General features: G+C 54.9%; 14 protein-coding genes and 1 tRNA gene. 14 read left to right on the top strand and 1 reads right to left on the bottom strand.

The genetic code is table 11. The features are described from left to right. From IEX10_RS19600 to rpoC, 13 genes are all read left to right on the top strand, one after another. Positions 1–102 (top strand): EF-Tu C-terminal domain-related protein (locus tag IEX10_RS19600; protein WP_229678659.1); only part of this gene is annotated, 102 nt, incomplete at its 5' end. A 283-nt stretch (positions 103–385) separates the two neighbouring features. After that, the gene (locus tag IEX10_RS19605) at positions 386–1,420 is read left to right on the top strand and encodes an SDR family oxidoreductase (protein ID WP_188678973.1); all 1,035 of its coding nucleotides are present in this window, start codon (positions 386–388) and stop codon (positions 1,418–1,420) included. An 84-nt stretch (positions 1,421–1,504) separates the two neighbouring features. Continuing rightward, complete coding sequence (locus tag IEX10_RS19610; RefSeq protein ID WP_188678975.1) at positions 1,505–2,626, top strand: hypothetical protein; 1,122 nt, start codon at positions 1,505–1,507, stop codon at positions 2,624–2,626. 116 nt (positions 2,627–2,742) lie between these two features. Then, positions 2,743–2,818: transfer RNA gene (locus IEX10_RS19615), tRNA-Trp, on the top strand. Positions 2,819–3,146: 328 nt separating this feature from the next. Further along, positions 3,147–6,437 carry a Hint domain-containing protein gene (locus IEX10_RS19620; protein WP_188678977.1) on the top strand — a complete coding sequence of 1,097 codons (3,291 nt, stop codon included), beginning with the start codon at positions 3,147–3,149 and terminating at the stop codon, positions 6,435–6,437. Between the two features lie 89 nt (positions 6,438–6,526). Continuing rightward, a complete protein-coding gene (gene secE, locus IEX10_RS19625; RefSeq protein WP_101657539.1) occupies positions 6,527–6,724 on the top strand; it encodes a preprotein translocase subunit SecE in 198 nt (65 codons plus the stop codon). A 159-nt stretch (positions 6,725–6,883) separates the two neighbouring features. Next, positions 6,884–7,417: a transcription termination/antitermination protein NusG gene (gene nusG / locus IEX10_RS19630; RefSeq protein ID WP_188678979.1), complete on the top strand. Its 534-nt coding sequence runs from the start codon at positions 6,884–6,886 to the stop codon at positions 7,415–7,417. Positions 7,418–7,577: 160 nt separating this feature from the next. Then, positions 7,578–8,003, top strand: coding sequence for a 50S ribosomal protein L11 (rplK, locus tag IEX10_RS19635; protein ID WP_188678981.1), 426 nt, complete (start codon positions 7,578–7,580; stop codon positions 8,001–8,003). After that, the gene (gene rplA, locus IEX10_RS19640; RefSeq protein ID WP_188678983.1) at positions 8,003–8,701 is read left to right on the top strand and encodes a 50S ribosomal protein L1; all 699 of its coding nucleotides are present in this window, start codon (positions 8,003–8,005) and stop codon (positions 8,699–8,701) included. Before rplK ends, rplA begins: the two co-directional genes overlap by 1 nt. Positions 8,702–9,209: 508 nt before the next feature. Then, positions 9,210–9,728 (top strand): 50S ribosomal protein L10, encoded by a 519-nt coding sequence (rplJ, locus tag IEX10_RS19645; protein ID WP_188678985.1) that lies wholly within the window; start codon positions 9,210–9,212, stop codon positions 9,726–9,728. Between the two features lie 81 nt (positions 9,729–9,809). After that, positions 9,810–10,184: a 50S ribosomal protein L7/L12 gene (rplL, locus tag IEX10_RS19650; protein WP_188678987.1), complete on the top strand. Its 375-nt coding sequence runs from the start codon at positions 9,810–9,812 to the stop codon at positions 10,182–10,184. A 280-nt stretch (positions 10,185–10,464) separates the two neighbouring features. Then, a complete protein-coding gene (gene rpoB, locus IEX10_RS19655; RefSeq protein WP_188678989.1) occupies positions 10,465–14,601 on the top strand; it encodes a DNA-directed RNA polymerase subunit beta in 4,137 nt (1,378 codons plus the stop codon). A gap of 47 nt (positions 14,602–14,648) precedes the next feature. After that, positions 14,649–18,938, top strand: coding sequence for a DNA-directed RNA polymerase subunit beta' (gene rpoC / locus IEX10_RS19660; protein WP_188678992.1), 4,290 nt, complete (start codon positions 14,649–14,651; stop codon positions 18,936–18,938). A 54-nt stretch (positions 18,939–18,992) separates the two neighbouring features. On the opposite strand, the gene IEX10_RS19665 is transcribed toward rpoC, so the two are convergent. Further along, positions 18,993–19,793 (bottom strand): glycosyltransferase, encoded by an 801-nt coding sequence (locus IEX10_RS19665; protein ID WP_188678994.1) that lies wholly within the window; start codon positions 19,791–19,793, stop codon positions 18,993–18,995. Between the two features lie 125 nt (positions 19,794–19,918). Between IEX10_RS19665 and IEX10_RS19670 the strand changes: the two genes are divergently transcribed. Beyond that, the gene (locus IEX10_RS19670) at positions 19,919–20,734 is read left to right on the top strand and encodes a glycosyltransferase (RefSeq protein ID WP_188678996.1); all 816 of its coding nucleotides are present in this window, start codon (positions 19,919–19,921) and stop codon (positions 20,732–20,734) included. Positions 20,735–20,745: the final 11 nt, after the last annotated feature.

Consider the following 20,745-nt stretch of genomic DNA (forward strand, 5'->3'; position numbering starts at 1 on the left):
GAACTGATCGCCCCAATCGCTATGGAACAAGGCCTGCGCTTTGCGATCCGCGAAGGCGGTCGCACTGTTGGCTCCGGCGTTGTTTCCAAAATCAACGACTAATTACATGGCCGGCCCGTCCGGTTTGTGTAACTGACTGAATGAGCGGCCATCCTTCGGGGTGGCCGTTTTCTTTTTGGCGGGTGCCGCGCAAAAAGCTCAAAGATTCCTGCAACACGCGTGTAGGGAAACCGGATTTCCACCTCGGGTTAGACAAGGTGTGGCCCCAAGGCCAATGTGTCGAAACAACCGCCTCTGAATGGGTAAATCCAGACTTACCCATTGCAAAAAGACCTGCTATCCTTTGGTAAGTATTTCACACGTGTGACGTGTTTTTGGGGACTGGATGTCACGTAAAAAGAAAATCCTGGTGACCGGAGGTTCCGGCTTCATCGCAAAGCACGTCATTCTACAGTTGTTGAACGAAGGCTTTGAGGTCCGCGCATCTGTGCGTACGCCTTCTCGCGGTGCCGAGATCATGGACGCGATGGTGGCCCATGCCAAGGACACCACGGACCTTGAAAGCCGCCTTGTGTTTTGCACGCTTGACCTGAATGAAGATGCGGGTTGGGATGAGGCGCTCAACGGGTGTCAGGCCCTGATCCACACGGCCTCTCCGTTTCCGATGGCGCCACCGGCCGACGAAGACGATCTGATGAAACCCGCTGTGGACGGAACCTTGCGTGCGTTGACCGCGGCACAGGCCGCGGGAGTGGAGCGGGTGATCCTGACATCTTCGGTCGCGGCGATCTTTAATAAACGCCTCGCAGCGGGGCGCAGCCGCTACAATGAGACTGACTGGTCGGAGGCCAATTCGCCGCTGGCCACGCCGTATTCCCGATCCAAAACCAAAGCAGAAAAAGCGGCTTGGAATTTTGTGCGGGAATATCCCGAAATGAAACTGACAACCATCAATCCTTCGCTGGTGCTCGGCCCGCCGTTGGATGCTAAAATCGGAACCTCGCTGAGGGTTGTGGCGCGGATGCTGTCCGGTAAGGATCCGATGGTGCCAAACATCGGCATGGCGGTTGTGGATGTGCGGGACATCGCCCTGATGCACGTTCGTGCGTTGCAACGGCCCGAAAGCGCGGGCAGTCGGTTCATAGGTTCGGAGCGGTTCATGTGGATGCAGGACATCGCACTGTTGCTGAAGGCTGAATATCCAGACCGCAAGATCTCCACCCGACTGGCGCCGGACTGGATGATGCGCTTGATGGGGATGTTCGACAAAACTATTGCAGGGATTTTACCTTCTCTGGGACAGGAAATCCCGCTTGATAACTCCGCCGCTGCCGAAGTTTTGGGGATGGAGTTTATTGAGGCACGTCAAGCGATAAAGACCTCTGCTTCCTATTTAATTCGTGAACATCTCGTTCCCTAAGTGCAGGTTCTGCCAGTGAAAAATCCACAAAGCAGCCCGAGTGTCTCTTTGCATGTCAATGAGGGCGCCAGGCCGCCTCTGTGGATGATGCGCCTGATCTGGGTGGTGGTTGCGCTGGCGTTGTTGCGCAATCTGTTCCCGCCCAATTCTTTCACCGCAACTGTGTTGATTTTCGATTACGAACACGGCTTAGTGCGGCGCGGCTTTTGGGGTGAAATCCTGAACCTTTATTGGGGGGAGACCGTTTCAAAATCCGAAGTGTTCGTCGCCAGTGCCCTATTGACGCTGGCGGGACTGGCCGCGTTGCTGGCCGCTTTTACAAAATGGTGCGCCAGCAGTTTCGCCGGTGCGCGCTGGATGTTGTTGTTTGTCTGCTCCTTCGCCTTTTCCGCACTGATTGCCAGTACCGGTTACATTGATCTGGCGCTGGTTGGGCTTGTGTCGCTGATGCTGTTCACTGATCCGCGCCGTGCTTTGGGGGTTGCTTTGCGCTGTCTGGCGGTTTTTGCCGGAATGTTCATGCACGAGGTCATGCTCCCGTATTTCGCGGTCTTCCTCGTGTACGAAATATGGCTGTCGCGCCCGACACCACGGCGGGGCTTGATCGCCCTTAGTCCGTTGCTCGTCGGCATTGCGGCTTTGGTGGGGTTGTCGCTTTGGGGGCAACTGCCCCAAACCGAAGTGGCCGACTATATTGCCCATATCGAAGCAAAATCCGAGTTCTCTGCCGAACCGGAGGCCACCATTGTGATGGAACGGTCGCTTTCAGATAATTTGGCAATGATGGCTGAAAAACGCGGGATGCTTGACTACCGGAGCTGGATTCTGTTTGACGGGCTACCCCTGCTGGCGATGTCGCTTTGGCTGATTGTGATGAACCTGCGGCTGTTGGGAAGCAGCGCTGGCACGTTAACGCGGGTGTTGTTGGTCGGGGCGATCCTTGCACCGCTCAGCCTGAATATAATTGCGTTTGATGTGGTGCGGTTCGGCACGATTTCCGTGCTGATCGGCTTTCTGGCCGTGCTTTCCTTGTTGCGCACCGATCCGTCTGCGGTGGGGCGTCTGGACCGGATGCTGGGCTGGCCGCTGATGGTGATTGTGCTGGTGTTGAACCTTCATGTGACGGTGAACCAGATGAATACAGGCGACAGGCAGGACTACGGGGCGCCTTGGGCCATTACCAAGCAATTGGACTGGCTGCGCTAGCCGCGTTCAGGGCAAACCGCGTTCCCGCTGCTTCCCGCAAGAAAGCCGTGCCAAAAGCGCTTTCCCCTCTTGCATCAAAACCGATTTGCCGTTACGCCACCACTCAATCTGGTTCTAGGGGTTTAGCTCAGTTGGTAGAGCATCGGTCTCCAAAACCGAGGGTCGTGGGTTCGAGTCCCTCAGCCCCTGCCAGATTTTTCCACTGCACATCGTAATGCCGAGGCTTTCGCAAAACTGAGGCTTCTCCCGCTGATAACTGTTGATTCGGCAACTTTCGCGGGGATTGTCGAAGGTTGTTGTCATTACCTTGGGTCACTCAATCTTAGCGCGCGTTAACAAGTTAGAATGTGAGGCAACTTCGATCATAGTTGCAACTTAAACACAGTTAAAAGGGTTCTAACTGGGCACGAGAAGCCTCGAGCCGCCTTTCTGACACATTCGTCAGCCATTTATACAGAAAGAAATACTTGCACCGGAGCAACGGAGATTGCGACACGTGCTGATGGCTTGAGGCGGAAAAATGGCTGAATATACAGTCGGAATCTACAACTTTGATCCCTTCTTCGAGTTTTCGAAGAAGGAAGGTGAAACGTCGGTCTATGGTGGGCCTGCGAATTCTACTGGCACGGCGACGATTACCGACAATGAGGCCGGCATTAAGGGTGCTACGCTTGAGGATGATTCATCTGGCGAAACCGCAACCGCAAACGTTACGATTGATGGGAACACATCTACCGGCACTGAAGTCAGGGCTGACGACGTCTGGACCATCCAGGACATGTCGACGGGTGAAACCTTTCAGATTGTCACCTTCCATGTAAAATCTGGCGACGCGAAGGGCCACTATACCCTATCAGAAAAGCCGCTGTCTGTTGGGACGACCTACCGCATTGTCGAATTTGATAAAGACCCTGAAGTTGATTCCGGTGGTCCTGCCTTTACTTATGCGGACTACGTATCCGACCTGCGTGATGGCACAGTCGAAGGCACAGCAGGCGACGATGTTATCGATGGAACCTACACAGGAGACCCGGAGGATGAACGGGTCGATAACAACGACAGCCTGACCGAACAGCCGATTGACTCGATTTTCAGCTGGCAGGCACAAGGCGCGGACGAGCTGGACGTATCGTCTGGTGTGACCGATACGGTTAATGGCGTTCAGGTTGATATATCCTTTGTCGATGACGGCAACTCCGACACTATTTCGCTGGAGCATGGCACCCAATATGTTGGCGACGATCCCAGCTTTGACCCCACGTCCGGGATCGAAATCCGCGGTGTTGGCGGGGTAGGGAATACGTCCACCACCACAATAGATTTCACCGGTGCCGTCGGATCGGGTATGCGGGATGATGTTGAGAACGTACGGTTCTTCATCAATGACCTCGATTCCTCGTCTTGGCAGGATGTGGTCAGCGTCAAAGCCTATGATGCGGATGGCAACGAAATTTCCGTGGAGTTCACTGCTTTCGGAAACGAGACGATTTCGGGGAGTGTGATCACGGCTGGTTCCGGGAACGACACCGAAGCCGAGGCTGATGGTTCCGTCATGATCGAGATCGACGGACCTGTGTCCTATATCGTGATTGATTATGACAATCTGGGGTCAGGGGGGCAGAAGATGCTGCTGTCCGACATCCATTTTGATGCAATCCCAGATGGTGCGAATGCGGATGTGATTGACGCCGGGGCCGGAAATGACAGCATTGATGCTGGCATCGACGACGATACGGTCTTTGGCGGATCAGGTTCGGATACGATTAACGCCAGCAAAGACGACGACACGCTTTACGGCGGCGACGATGCGGATGTGTTCCAACTTGGCGACAACCTTGGCAACGACAGCATCGTTGGGGGCGAAGGCGGGACAGACAGCGACACAATCGACGGGTCTGCCCTGACCAGCGGTATGGACGTGACCTATACCGGCAACGAAGCGGGTACGATCAACGATGACACAGGCCAGATAGCTACGTTCTCCGAGATCGAAGATCTGGTTCTGACGGATCAGGATGATACGGTAGATGCCTCCGCGACGACGGAATCAAAATCCTTTTTCGGCGGCGCAGGCGCGGACTCCCTGACCGGGGGATCGGCTGCGGATACTTTAACAGGTGGCGAGGGTGACGACACTCTGGCTGGCGGCGGCGGGGCTGATACGCTTTATGGCGGTTCGGGCATGGACTATGCCGATTACAGCAGTTCCGGATCAGGTGTTACAGTCAACTTGACCACGGCAACTGGCGCTGGTGGGGATGCCGAAGGGGATGTTTACGGCGGTATCGACGGTCTGATCGGTTCGGCCTTTGATGATGTTCTGACAGGCTATGACGGTCAGGGGCCTAATTATACCAATATCTTTTACGGCGGCGCGGGCAATGATGTTCTGACCGGACTCGCCGGTGATGACACGCTCTTTGGCGGTGACGACGAAGATACGTTCATTCTTGGCGACGGCTTTGGCAACGACACGATTTCCGGCGGCGAAGGCGGTGGTGACAATGATACCGTAGATGCCTCTGCGCTGACGACCGGCGTGGATGTGAACTACACCGGCGACGAGGCCGGTACCCTGACAGACGGTTCGGATACCGCGACTTTCTCTAACATGGAAGTTCTGGTCCTAACCGAACAGGCCGACACGGTGGATGCTTCGGCCTCTAACAGCGGTGTGTCGATTGAAGGCGGCGGCGGAGATGATGTCATTGTCGGCAGCGCCGGTGGTGATTCCCTTGACGGTGGTGCGGGCGCGGACAGTATTGACGGCGGCGATGGGGCTGACACTGTCTATGGCGGGGCTGGTGCGGATACACTGTCCGGAGGCGGTGGCGCGGACACGGTTTATGGCGGCGGCGATGTCGATATGATCGACGGCGGTGCTGCGGCGGATCTGCTTTATGGTGGGGACGGCGCGGATAGCATCACTGGGGGCGACGGCACCGATACGCTTTACGGCGATGCCGGTAGCGATGTGTTGTACCTTGGTAGATCCGATCTGGCCTATGGTGGCGACGGGGACGATACCTTTACCATCGACGTCACACAGGACCAGTCTGGTCCGATCACAATCTTTGGTGGTGAGGGAGGTGAAACCGGGGCCGGCGACACCATTGATTTCGCAGGCCAACTGGATAAAGGCAGCAAAGTCATCACGGATGCCGATGATGCTGCTGGCGGCATGACCGGCTATGCCTTCCTGCTGGACGGCACTCGGGTCAATTTCTCGCAGATTGAAGGGATTATTTGCTTTGCACGTGGCACCAGGATCCTGACGCATAGCGGGGAAACCGCGATAGAGGACCTGGCCGAAGGGGACCAGATCCTGACACTCGACAACGGTTTGCAACAAATTCGCTGGATCGGGTCGCGCAAGGTACCTGCGGTCAGGGAATTCGCCCCGATTGTGATCTCCAAAGGGGTTTTGGGCAATCACACCGATCTGGTTGTTAGCCCGCAGCACCGTGTGCTGGTGTCCGGTCCTGTTGCCGAACTGCTGTTCTGTGAGCAGGAAGTGCTGGTACCTGCCAAACATCTGCTGAGCTGGGACGGCGTAAGCCGCGCCGAAATGCCGGAAGTGGAGTATTTCCACATGCTGTTCGACACCCACCAGATTGTTCACGCCAATGGCGCCCAGGCCGAGAGCTTCCACCCCGGTGAGCAGGCGCTGGATGCGGTGTCTCAGGATGCCCGCGACGAGATCTTCTCGCTGTTCCCCGAACTGGAGACCGCACCCGCAGCCTATGGCCCTTCGGCACGGTTCAGCCTGAAAGCCCATGAAGCAGAGCTTTTAGGGCAGGGCATGGCCTAAGGCGAAACGCACTGCAGGTGCACGCGGCCCCTTGAACTTTGTGGTATTCCGGCGTATCTGAACCCTTGCATGTAAAAGAGGAGCCGGACATGGCTGTTACAAATCCGATGCAGTTTGCACAGCAGGTTCGGGCCGAAGTGGCGAAAATCGTCTGGCCAACCCGTCGTGAAACGATGATCACAACCGGCATGGTCTTTGTCATGGCCTTTCTGTTCGCGCTGTTTTTCTTCGGCGTTGATCAGATTACGCAGTTGATCCTGACCACTATTCTGTCATTGGCGGCTTGAATTAACGGCTGCGACGGGGTAGATGGCCCCATCCCAACTGAAACGGCGTGCATGGATTCGGATTGTGCGCCCTTTTTCTGTCGGGCTCGGGATGCGCAAGTATCTGTATTTTAATGAATTCTGGCGGGATGTCCCGCCGTGGCAAAGGTGTCGGGCGAAATGGCGTTACGTTGGTATTCGGTTTCTGTGCTCTCAAATTTTGAGAAAAAGATTGCCGAAGCGATCAGAGAAGCGGTTGCTCTGGAAGGGCTTGAGGACGAAATCGTAGAGGTTCTTGTCCCGACTGAAGAAGTGATCGAAGTGCGCCGTGGCAAAAAGGTTCCGACCGAACGCCGCTTTATGCCGGGCTATGTTCTGGTGCGCATGGAAATGTCCGAAAAGGGCTATCACCTGATCAACAACATCAACCGCGTTACCGGCTTTCTGGGGCAACCTGGCAAACCAAGCCCGATGCGGGACCGTGAAGTTGCGGCTATACTGAACCAAGTCGAAGAAGGTGCGGAAAGCCCACGGACCCTGATCTCCTTTGAAGTTGGTGAGAACGTGAATGTGACAGACGGCCCGTTCGAGGGCTTCGCCGGTATGGTGGAAGACGTGGACGAGGAAAACTCCCGTCTGAAAGTGACTGTTTCGATTTTTGGCCGCGCTACGCCGGTCGAACTGGAATACACACAGGTTTCTAAACAAACCTGAGTGGACGGCGGGGGAGACCCTGCCATGCGGGTGAAAACCCGTTCATTTGTGGGAGGTGAGATGCGCGCGCGCAAGGATCCGCACCACGCTAACCAAAGAGCGGTGACGCGTCACCGCTTGTAGGGTGGATGCAAGTCCACCGATGACAAAGGAGGCCGTAATGGCTAAAAAAGTTGCTGGCACGATGAAGCTGCAAGTTAAAGCAGGTCAAGCCAACCCATCCCCACCTGTAGGCCCTGCTCTGGGTCAACGGGGCATCAACATCATGGAATTCTGTAAAGCGTTTAACGCGAAAACAGCCGATCTGGAGCCAGGCGCCCCATGTCCGACTGTTATCACGTATTTCGTGGACAAGTCTTTCACTATGGACATCAAAACGCCACCTGCGTCCTACTACCTGCGCAAGGCTGCGAAACTGAAGTCCGGTGCGAAACTGCCTGGTCGTGAGACTGTTGGTTCCGTGTCTGTTGCACAGGTTAAAGAAATCGCTGAAGCGAAAATGAAAGACCTGAACGCGAACGACATCGAAGCTGCGATGAAGATCATTCTGGGCTCCGCCCGTTCTATGGGCATCGAGGTGAAGTAATGGCTAAGTACGGTAAAAGAACAACTGCCGCTCGTGCAGAATTCGCTGGCAAGGAAAATGTTTCTGTAGAAGAAGCGGTATCCTTGGTTAAATCCAATGCTAACGCCAAATTTGACGAAACCGTTGAAATCGCGCTGAACCTGGGTGTTGACCCGCGTCACGCTGACCAAATGGTTCGTGGCGTTGTGACCCTGCCAAACGGCACAGGTAAAACAGTACGTGTTGCTGTATTCGCCCGTGGTCCAAAAGCAGAAGAAGCGCAGGCAGCCGGTGCAGACATCGTTGGTGCCGAAGACCTGATGGAAACCATCCAAGGCGGCAAGATCGAATTTGATCGCTGCATTGCAACCCCTGACATGATGCCAATCGTTGGCCGTTTGGGTAAAGTGCTTGGCCCGCGCAACCTGATGCCAAACCCTAAAGTTGGCACTGTGACTATGGATGTTAAATCCGCTGTAGAAGCTGCTAAAGGTGGCGAAGTTCAGTTCAAAGTTGAAAAAGCCGGTGTTGTTCACGCCGGTGTTGGCAAAGCCTCTTTCGACGAAAAGCAACTGGTTGAAAACGTAAAAGCATTCGTTTCTGCGGTTCAAAAAGCGAAACCTGCTGGGTCCAAAGGGGCCTACATGAAGCGGATCAACCTCAGCTCTACAATGGGCCCGGGTGTTTCCGTTGATGTTTCCGGCGCGCTGGAAAGCTAAGCCAACTGCGATTTTCATCAGGGGCGGCCGCATGTGCTGCCCCTGATGCGTTTAATCCCTTGGATGTCCGCCGGATGTCAGGGGAATTTCACTGGTTTTCCAAAAGAAAACGCGATCCCCGGAAATGACAGTAGGTTTGGAATCTATGCCGATCAGGCGTAGGGTGCCTTTCCTAGATTTGCCTTTCCCGATTTCCAGTCATATCTTAACCATTCGGCATATTACCGCCGGTGGGGGCTTGGCAATCCGACGTAAGGCAGTTAGGTAGGGCAACGCAGTGAAGCGTGCGATTCGTCGTGCGCTTTTTCTGCTTTCGTCCAAGACGGTGAGTGCAGGTTTCCTGCTTAATTTCTTGCCTGAGACGGTGAACGAACAAAAGCACGTGGTGGAAGCCTCGAGCGTTTTGGGAGGGAACCGTAATTAAGGACCCTAAGTGCCAGAAATGCCTCGGCAAATCTGGTGAAAACGAGCCGGAGGGCGCAAGCCTTCCATAATTTGGAGCAATACTGTGGATAGAGCCCAAAAAGAAGCGCTGGTCGGAGAACTCGGCCAAATCTTCACGGACTCTGGTGTAGTGGTCGTATCTCACTACGTCGGTCTTACAGTTGCAGAAATGCAGGACTACCGTGCGCGCATGCGTGAAGTCGGTGGTGCTGTGCGTGTTGCCAAAAACAAGCTCGCCAAAATCGCTCTTGAGGGCACCCCATGTGAAGGCGTCAAAGACCTGCTTACAGGTATGACCGTTTTTGCATACTCCGAAGATCCGGTTGCTGCGGCGAAAGCCACAGAAGCCTTCGCAAAGGATAACGGCAAGCTCGTTATTCTTGGCGGGTCTATGGGGGATAACCTTCTGGACGTTGCCGGTGTGAAAGCCGTTGCTGCGATGCCATCCCGCGAGGAGCTTATTGCTTCCATCGTTGGTTGTATCGGGGCACCTGCTTCCAATATCGCTGGTGCGATTGGCGCGCCTGCCTCCAACATCGCGAGTATCCTCTCGACGATCGAGGAAAAGGCAGAGGCTGCATAAAGAAAACTGCAAATGTGAGGCCGGTGGGCGAATACAAAAACCACACCGGAAAACACAACTTAAACTGAACGGAAATATCAAATGGCTGATATCAAAGCACTCGCTGAAAGCATTGTAGGTCTGACCCTGCTGGAAGCACAAGAACTGAAAACACTGCTGAAAGACGAGTATGGCATCGAGCCAGCTGCTGGCGGTGCTGTAATGGTTGCAGGCGCAGCAGATGCTGGCCCAGCTGCAGAAGAAAAAGACGAATTTGACGTCATCCTGAAATCTGCTGGCGACAAGAAAATCAACGTCATCAAAGAAGTTCGCGCCATCACTGGCCTGGGCCTCAAAGAAGCAAAAGACCTGGTTGAAGCTGGCGGCAAAGCTGTCAAAGAAGGCGCAACCAAAGCTGAAGCTGAAGAAATCAAAACCAAGCTGGAAGCAGCTGGCGCTGAGATCGAACTCAAGTAATTCGGCCCGAACTTCGGTTCGGCGATTTGAAAACATGGCTGGATCCGCAAATTTGCGGGTTCAGCCGCTCACGTCTGTGACAGGTGTAAGCCGATAACAGGCGGGACAACGCGTCTTTCAAGGGGCCTGATCCCCAGACCTCTTGAAAGACGCGGGATTAATTCGGGTGCGGAGGTTTGGGAACTTTTGCAAGAATGGAATTATCTCGTGTTGATGGGATCATGATCAATCGGTGCCCAACGATTGTGACTGGTGGACATATGATAAGGTGACGACGCGCATGGCTCAGACCCATTCTGGCTTTAAACGTATCCGCAAATACTATGGCAAAATTCGTGAAGTTTTGGATATGCCAAACCTGATCGAAGTGCAGAAAAGCTCTTACGATCTTTTCCTTCGTTCTGGCGATCAGGACACTCACACCGACGGTGAGGGTATCCAAGGCGTATTCCAATCGGTTTTCCCGATTAAGGATTTCAACGAAACTGCCATTCTGGAGTTCGTGAAATACGAACTGGAACGTCCGAAATACGATGTTGAAGAATGTCAGCAACGGGACATGACCTACAGCGCGCCGCTTAAGGTGACGCTGCGTCTGATCGTGTTTGATATCGACGAGGATACAGGCGCGAAATCCGTTAAGGATATTAAAGAACAGGACGTGTTCATGGGCGACATGCCTCTGATGACACAAAACGGGACGTTCGTTGTGAACGGCACAGAGCGGGTGATCGTTTCCCAGATGCACCGCTCCCCCGGCGTGTTCTTTGACCACGACAAGGGTAAAACCCACTCTTCCGGTAAGCTGCTGTTCGCATCGCGGATCATTCCTTACCGCGGGTCGTGGCTGGACTTCGAATTTGATGCCAAAGACGTGGTTTACGCACGGATCGACCGTCGCCGCAAACTGCCTGTGACAACCCTGCTTTATGCGCTGGGTCTGGATCAGGAAGGCATCTGTGACGCATATTATGACACCGTGAACTTCAATCTGGTTAAAGGGCAGAAGGGTTGGGCAACCAAATTCTTCCCGGACCGGATTCGTGGCACGAAGCCGACATACGACATCGTTGACGCAGACTCCGGTGAAGTGATTGCCGAAGCTGGCAAGAAAGTTACGCCGCGTACTGTTAAGAAGCTGAAAGACGAAGGCAAGGTCACTGAGATCCTCGTCCCGTTTGAGCATCTCGTAGGCCGCTTTGCAGCCAAAGACATCATCAACGAAGAAACCGGTGAGATCTGGGTTGAAGCGGGTGACGAGCTGACGCTTGAGTATGACAAAGACGGCGACATCAACGGCGGCACCATCCAGCTTCTGCTGGAAAACGGTGTGACCGAGGTTCCGACTCTGGACATCGACAACATCAACGTGGGTCCATACATCCGTACAACTATGGCTGTGGACAAGAACCACCACCGTGACACAGCGCTGATGGACATCTACCGCGTGATGCGTCCGGGTGAGCCACCCACCGTTGAAGCAGCGTCCGCGCTGTTTGACACGCTGTTCTTTGATTCCGAGCGTTACGACCTATCCGCTGTTGGCCGTGTTAAGATGAACATGCGTCTGCAACTGGATGCAGAAGACACACAGCGCACGCTGCGCAAGGAAGACATCATCGCCGTGATCAAGGCGCTGGTTGACCTGCGTGACGGCAAGGGCGACATCGACGATATTGACCACCTTGGTAACCGTCGTGTGCGTTCCGTTGGCGAGCTGATGGAAAACCAGTACCGTGTTGGCCTGCTGCGTATGGAGCGCGCGATCAAGGAGCGGATGTCCTCTGTCGAGATCGACACGATTATGCCGCAAGACCTGATCAACGCGAAACCTGCGGCTGCGGCTGTGCGTGAATTCTTCGGCTCTTCCCAGCTGTCCCAGTTCATGGACCAAACCAACCCGCTGTCCGAAGTGACACACAAGCGCCGCCTGTCTGCGCTTGGCCCTGGGGGTCTGACCCGCGAACGTGCCGGCTTTGAGGTGCGCGACGTGCATCCAACGCACTATGGACGTATGTGTCCGATTGAAACGCCCGAGGGGCCGAATATTGGTCTGATCAACTCGCTCGCGTCTTTCGCCCGTGTGAACAAATACGGCTTCATCGAAACGCCTTACCGTAAAGTTACGGACTCCAAGGTGACGGATGAAGTGCAGTACATGTCCGCGACCGAAGAAATGCGCTACACCGTGGCGCAGGCCAACGCGCAGCTGGACGAAGATGGCAAGTTCACCAACGATCTGGCGTCTTCCCGTCAGGCTGGTGAATACATGCTGACCCAACCGGCCAACATCGACTACATCGACGTTTCGCCGAAACAGCTGGTGTCCGTTGCGGCGTCGCTTATTCCGTTCCTTGAAAACGATGACGCCAACCGCGCATTGATGGGTTCGAACATGCAACGTCAGGCTGTTCCACTGGTTAAGGCCGAAGCGCCTTACGTTGGGACCGGCATCGAAGAAGTTGTTGCGCGGGATTCCGGCGCTGCGATCACGGCGCGCCGTGGTGGTATCATCGACCAGGTTGACGCGATGCGTATTGTTGTACGTGCCACTGAGAATCTGGAACCGGGCGATCCGGGTGTAGACATCTACCGTCTGCGCAAGTTCCAGCGCTCGAACCAGAACACCTGTATCAACCAGCGTCCGCTGGTGAAGGTGGGTGACAAGGTTTCCGGTGGCGAAGTTATTGCCGATGGTCCGTCCACCGATCTGGGGGAACTGGCGCTCGGGAAGAACATCCTCGTCGCGTTTATGCCTTGGAACGGCTACAACTATGAGGACTCCATCCTGATCTCCGAACGGATCGTGAAGGACGACGTGTTCACATCCATCCACATCGAGGAATTCGAAGTGGCGGCCCGTGATACGAAGCTTGGCCCAGAGGAAATCACCCGTGATATTCCGAACGTAGGTGAAGAAGCCCTGCGTAATCTGGACGAAGCCGGTATCGTTTACATCGGTGCCGAGGTAGGTCCTGCGGATATTCTGGTTGGTAAGATCACACCAAAAGGCGAAAGCCCGATGACGCCGGAAGAAAAACTTCTGCGTGCCATCTTTGGTGAGAAAGCATCTGATGTGCGTGACACATCCTTGCGTCTGCCACCGGGGGATTACGGTACTGTTGTTGAGGTCCGTGTGTTCAACCGCCACGGCGTTGAAAAAGACGAACGAGCTCTGCAAATCGAGCGTGAAGAAGTCGAACGCCTGAGCCGTGACCGCGACGATGAGATGGTCATCCTTGACCGCAACATCTACGCGCGTCTGCGGTCTATGGTTGAAGGCAAAGTTGCCGTCAAAGGTCCAAAGGGTGTTAAATCCGGTTCGACCATTGATGCAGAACTGCTGGAAAGCCTGAGCCGCGGCCAATGGTGGCAACTGGCCCTGTCTGACGACAAGGACGCTGCCGAGGTTGAAGCCCTGAATGCACAATACGAAGTGCAGAAAAAGGCTTTGGAAGCACGGTTTGAAGACAAGGTCGAGAAAGTCCGTCGCGGCGATGATCTGCCACCGGGTGTGATGAAGATGGTTAAAGTCTTCATCGCGGTGAAACGCAAACTGCAACCAGGCGATAAAATGGCCGGTCGTCACGGCAACAAAGGTGTTATCTCCCGCGTTGTTCCGATCGAAGACATGCCGTTCCTCGCCGATGGTACGCCGGTTGATTTCTGTCTGAACCCGCTGGGTGTGCCTTCGCGTATGAACGTCGGTCAGATTTTGGAAACGCACATGGGTTGGGCCGCTCGCGGCTTGGGTCAGAGCATTTCCGAAGCTCTGCGCGACTATCGCCGGACCGGGGATATGTCCCCTGTGAAGGACGCGATGAAAACCGCCTATGGCGACGATCTCTATGCTGAAGTCATTGAAGATATGACCGATACAGAGTTCCTCGAGGCGGCAGGCAACGTGACCAACGGTGTTCCGATTGCAACGCCGGTATTTGATGGTGCCAAAGAGGCTGACGTAAACGATGCGCTGACGCGTGCCGGTTTCGAAACCTCCGGTCAGTCCATCGTGTTTGACGGTCGCACAGGGGAGCAATTCGCCCGCCCTGTAACTGTCGGCGTGAAGTACCTGCTGAAGCTGCATCACCTTGTGGACGACAAAATCCACGCCCGTTCGACCGGTCCATACTCGCTCGTCACACAGCAGCCGCTGGGTGGTAAGGCGCAGTTTGGTGGTCAGCGCTTCGGTGAGATGGAAGTCTGGGCACTGGAAGCTTACGGCGCCGCTTACACCTTGCAGGAAATGCTGACGGTGAAATCGGATGACGTTGCAGGCCGGACCAAGGTCTATGAAGCCATCGTTAAGGGTGAGGACAACTTCGAAGCCGGTATTCCGGAATCGTTTAACGTTCTCGTGAAAGAGATCCGCTCGCTTGGCTTGAACGTCGAGCTGCTGGACGCGGAGACAGAGTAAGGCGCCCGCGCCTTACTCCCTTTGGAAATCGAGATTAGGATCAAAAAATGAACCAAGAAATCACGAACAACCCGTTTAACCCCGTCCAGGCGCCTAGAACCTTTGACGAAATCAAGATCTCTCTGGCCTCGCCAGAGCGGATCCTGAGCTGGTCCTACGGTGAGATCAAGAAGCCCGAGACAATCAACTACCGGACCTTCAAACCAGAGCGGGACGGCCTGTTCTGCGCGCGTATCTTTGGCCCGATCAAAGACTACGAATGTCTGTGCGGCAAATACAAGCGGATGAAATACCGCGGTGTGACCTGTGAGAAATGTGGTGTTGAAGTTACGCTTCAAAAAGTACGTCGCGAACGTATGGGCCACATCGAACTGGCAGCACCTGTTGCGCACATCTGGTTCCTGAAGTCCCTGCCAAGCCGTATCGGTCTGATGCTGGACATGACCCTGCGCGAGCTGGAACGTGTTCTGTATTTTGAACAATACGTTGTGATCGAGCCGGGCCTGACGGATCTGAACTATGGTCAGATGATGAACGAAGAAGAGTTCATGGACGCCCAAGACGTCTATGGCGAAGATGCGTTCAATGCAGGTATCGGTGCGGAAGCTATCCGTGAAATGCTGGCCAACATCGATCTGGAAGCAGAAGCTGAACAGCTGCGTGCTGATCTGGCTGAAGCAACTGGTGAATTGAAGCCCAAGAAGATCATCAAACGCCTGAAAGTTGTGGAATCCTTCCTGGAATCCGGCAACCGTCCGGAGTGGATGATCCTGACAGTGATCCCCGTGATCCCACCAGAGCTGCGCCCGCTGGTGCCGCTGGACGGTGGCCGCTTTGCGACGTCTGATCTGAACGATCTGTATCGTCGGGTGATCAACCGGAACAACCGTCTGAAACGTCTGATCGAACTGCGTGCGCCTGATATCATCGTGCGCAACGAAAAACGGATGCTGCAGGAATCTGTGGATGCGTTGTTCGACAACGGCCGCCGTGGCCGGGTTATCACGGGTGCCAACAAGCGCCCGCTGAAATCCCTGTCCGACATGCTCAAAGGTAAGCAAGGTCGCTTCCGTCAGAACCTTTTGGGGAAACGGGTCGACTTCTCCGGTCGTTCGGTGATTGTGACCGGTCCGGAACTGAAACTGCATCAATGTGGTCTTCCCAAGAAGATGGCGCTGGAGCTGTTCAAGCCGTTCATCTACTCCCGTCTTGAGGCGAAAGGTCTGTCCAGCACAGTCAAACAAGCCAAAAAGATCGTTGAAAAAGAGCGTCCCGAGGTTTGGGATATTCTGGATGAGGTGATCCGTGAACACCCTGTTCTGCTGAACCGTGCGCCTACGTTGCACCGTCTTGGCATTCAGGCGTTTGAACCCACGCTGATCGAAGGTAAAGCCATTCAATTGCACCCGCTGGTGTGTTCCGCGTTTAACGCCGACTTTGACGGCGACCAAATGGCGGTTCACGTTCCACTGAGCCTTGAGGCCCAGCTGGAAGCGCGTGTTCTGATGATGTCCACGAACAACGTCCTGTCGCCTGCCAACGGTAAGCCGATCATCGTTCCTTCGCAGGACATGATTTTGGGTCTCTACTACATCACGATGGAACGTGAAGGCATGAAGGGTCAGGGCATGACCTTTGCTTCCGAGCAGGAAGTGAACCACGCGCTGGACGCTGGCATTGTGCACCTGCACACCAAGATCAACTGCCGGATGGAGCAAGTGGACGAAGAAGGTAACACCATCTTTGTACGCTATGAAACCACACCGGGCCGTGTTCGTCTGGGCGCCATGCTGCCTCTGAACGCCAAAGCACCGTTTGACATCGTCAACCGTCTGCTGCGGAAGAAAGAAGTGGGTGAGGTGATTGATACCGTCTACCGTTACTGCGGTCAGAAGGAATCGGTTATCTTCTGTGACCAGATCATGACCCTTGGTTTCCGTGAAGCGTTCAAGGCTGGCATTTCGTTCGGTAAGGACGACATGGTTATCCCTGACAGCAAATGGGCCATCGTGAACGACACCCGTGATCAGGTGAAGGAATTCGAACAACAGTACCTCGACGGTCTGATCACTCAGGGCGAGAAGTACAACAAAGTTGTCGACAGCTGGTCCAAATGTTCCGACGCGGTTGCGGATGCCATGATGGGTGACATCTCGGCTATGAAAGTAGACGATGCCGGTGCCGAAGAGGAACCGAACAGCGTTTACATGATGGCCCACTCCGGTGCGCGTGGTTCCCCTGCGCAGATGAAACAGCTGGGCGGTATGCGCGGTCTGATGGCCAAGCCGAACGGCGAGATCATCGAGACGCCGATTATCTCTAACTTTAAAGAAGGTCTGACCGTTCTGGAGTACTTCAACTCCACCCACGGTGCCCGTAAGGGTCTGGCAGATACCGCTTTGAAAACAGCGAACTCCGGTTATCTGACACGGCGTCTGGTTGACGTTGCGCAGGACTGTATCGTGCGGGAAATCGATTGTGGTACCGAGCGCGGGATCACGGCTACGGCTGCTGTAAACGACGGTGAGGTTGTTGCCTCCCTGTCCGAACGCATCCTTGGTCGTGTCACCAACGAGGACATCATCAATCCGGCCACAGAAGAGCTGATCTGCCCACGGGGTGAGCTGATCGACGAACGGATGGCTGACCTGATCGAGAACTCCGGCGTTGCCACCATGCAAATCCGCTCGCCGCTGACCTGTGAAGCTGACGACGGCATCTGTGCGACCTGTTATGGCCGCGATCTGGCACGGGGTACACAAGTGAACCCGGGCGAGGCTGTGGGCATTATCGCAGCGCAGTCCATCGGTGAACCCGGTACACAGCTGACAATGCGGACGTTCCACATTGGCGGTATTGCGCAGGGTGGTCAGCAGTCCTTCCAGGAAGCCAGCGTTGACGGTACAGTCGATCTGCGGAACCCCAACATTCTGAAAAACCGTGACGGCGAGATGATCGTTATGGGCCGGAGTGTTGAAATCGTGATCTCTGACGAAAACGGTGTCGAGCGTGCGTCCCACAAACTGAGCTATGGTACAAAAATCATGGTGAAGGACGGGGATAAGGTTGCACGGGGCGACAAGCTCTATGAGTGGGACCCCTACACGCTGCCGATCATTGCCGAGAAAGATGGTACAACCAAGTTTGTTGACCTGACAGCCGGTATTTCGGTTCGTGACGAAACCGATGATGCAACTGGTATCAGCCAGAAGATCGTTACCGACTGGCGTTCCGCGCCAAAAGGCAACGAACTGAAGCCTGAAATCATCGTCATGGACGAAAACGGCGATCCTGTGCGCAACGATGCGGGTAACCCTGTGTCCTACGCCATGTCGGTTGACGCCATTCTGTCGGTCGAAGACGGTCAGGACGTGAAAGCCGGTGACGTTGTTGCGCGTATCCCGCGTGAAGGTGCGAAGACAAAAGACATCACCGGTGGTCTGCCGCGTGTTGCCGAATTGTTCGAAGCCCGTCGTCCGAAAGACCACGCGATCATCGCCGAAATCGACGGTTACGTGCGCTTTGGCCGCGACTACAAGAACAAGCGTCGCATTTCGATCGAGCCAGCAGACGAGAGTCTGGAGCCGGTTGAATACATGGTGCCTAAGGGGAAACACATTCCTGTTCAGGAAGGTGATTTCATCCAGAAGGGCGAATACATCATGGACGGCAACCCGGCGCCGCATGACATCCTGAACATTATGGGTGTTGAGGCTCTGGCCGACTATATGATCGACGAGGTTCAGGACGTGTATCGTCTGCAAGGTGTTAAGATCAACGATAAGCATATCGAAGTGATCGTGCGCCAGATGCTGCAAAAATGGGAAATCTCCCATTCCGGTGGCACCACTCTGTTGAAGGGTGAGCAGGTTGATAAGTCAGAGTTTGACGAAGTGAACGCCAAGGCGGAAGCCAAAGGTCTGGAGCCAGCCAAAGGCGGTCCGATCCTTCTGGGTATCACCAAGGCATCGCTGCAAACACGCTCCTTCATCTCGGCGGCGTCGTTCCAGGAAACCACGCGGGTTCTGACCGAAGCATCGGTTCAGGGTAAACGTGACAAACTGATCGGCCTGAAAGAGAACGTGATCGTGGGTCGTCTGATCCCAGCTGGTACAGGTGGGGCAACCCATCAGATCAAGAAGATCGCATCTGACCGTGATGGCAAAGTCATTGAGGAAAACAAAGCAGCAGCCGAAGAAGCTGCGGCGCTCCTCGGCCCTGTTGGGGATGACAATATGTCCGGCTTTGACGCCTCTGATGCCGAAGACGGCGTGATGGGCGAAGATATGGGTGTGGGTTTCGGCGAAGGCGGTGACGGCACCGAACAGCCAAGCTAACTTCCAGCTTGATAGAATTGCGAAAGCCCGGCCATCTGGTCGGGCTTTTGCGTTTCAAAGGGTGTCTATCGCCTGCCGGAATTGTTTGACGTTCACGCCAAAGCGGAACTTCAGTTTGCGGCGGTGTTCATCCTCTAGCGGGGCGAAATGCTTCGGGAAAACATCACCGGAATCGTTCGATCCGTTCTGCGTGCGCACAAACATCAACGGGTGCGGCATGGTCACAACCGGAATAAGCTGGTTCAGTTTCTGGTGGGGCAGGTGGACGTGGGTCCGCGCATCGCGCGCTGGCAGAAAGATCACTTGTGCGGGCGTCCAGTTGGCTTTTTGGCGGGTGTTGATCTCCAACCCCTGCGCCCCTTTGCGCAGCGCGTAACCGTTGGTGTAATCCAGCCCAAGCTGTTGTTTATGTTCTGCCATTGGCCGCAAACGCGGGAACAGATCGTGGACGTCCTCGATGAAATTCAACGCAACAGCATCGTCGTCATCCATCCGGAAATGGGCGATCCAATCGGCGTCATCCCGTTTGCACAGGCCGATAACCTCCTCCATCACAGCGCGGTGGTTGGCCGGGGGCCGCACGAAAACGCGCGCTTGGGGGAGATCCGCCAGCAGATCTTGCAGCCGCTCCAGATACCGGACCGGCATCTCGCTACCGACGAGCACGGCAAGGGTAAAGTCGGGGTGAGTTTGGCGTTTGAGAGCAGGCAGGCAGAGGTGTTCGAAATAGGTGAACCGCTCTTCCATCCGCTGTTTTCCATATAGATAGGCGATGTGGTCCTCTAGCGTATCGTGCTGGATTTGAAACCCTCCGATCGTCGCAAAGGAAAATCGCGTGATGCCGATGACTTGCATAATATCCTCGATCAAATTCGCCCAAGTCTAGGGGCGGGCCGCGGAATAACTCAAGAGTTTCTGCAAGGCATTTGAACTAAGTTGTTTTCACTATAAGCTACTCGAAGTTGCGTAAGGGGTGTAAAATGTCTGCGGATAAGAACCAAATCGTCGGCGTGATGCGTTTCTCCTATATTTCCAAAGGGGGGTTCGCGCACAGCCATGACAGTCAGACAGATCAGGAGGCGATGATATATGCCCCTGAACGGATGGAACGCAGGTTCCGCCTGTTTGAGGATTTTGCGCTGCGCAGCCTGAAGCACCAGACCGATCAGGATTTCAAAATCGTTGTTCTGATCACCCAAAGCTTGCCGCAGAATTACAAGGATCGCCTTCGGGATCTGGTGTCTGGATGGGCGCCCGGTCAGGTGGTGGAAAAACCTTTCATGCCTCAGTTCCGCGCAATCCGCACGTGTTACGATGCGCTGCAAGACACGAGCGCGGATTACTTCACCTCGTTCCGGCTTGATGATGATGACATGATAGACACCCGCTTTATCGAGAGGGTGCGCAGCCGCGCGGTGAAGCTGGCACAGGTCAAAGACGACGCGGCACCCGTGGTGATCAGCTTCAATCGGGGTCTTTATCTTAAAATCGGGCAGCAAAAGAACCATATTTTCGATGCTGTTGAACGCACACCCCTGTCCGTCGGTACCGCGATGATCACGCGCACCGGCGCCCATGAAAACATCTATTCCCGCAACCACCGCAAGCTGCCGGCCTTCTTCACCACCTTTTCAGACGTGGACTGCCCAAGCTGGCTGCGCACCATCCACCGCGACAATGACAGCAAACCGGAGTTCACAGGCGAAACCAAGCTTTTGGGAAAAGCCGAAGTAGACGTGCAACTGCGCACGGCCTTTGGATTGAAACGCACAGAACTGGAAAGCTGGGGGCGCTAGCCACGCCCCCC

Origin of the sequence: Neptunicoccus cionae (assembly GCF_014643735.1) — a bacterium.
Classification (GTDB): Bacteria; Pseudomonadota; Alphaproteobacteria; order Rhodobacterales; family Rhodobacteraceae; genus Amylibacter; species Amylibacter cionae.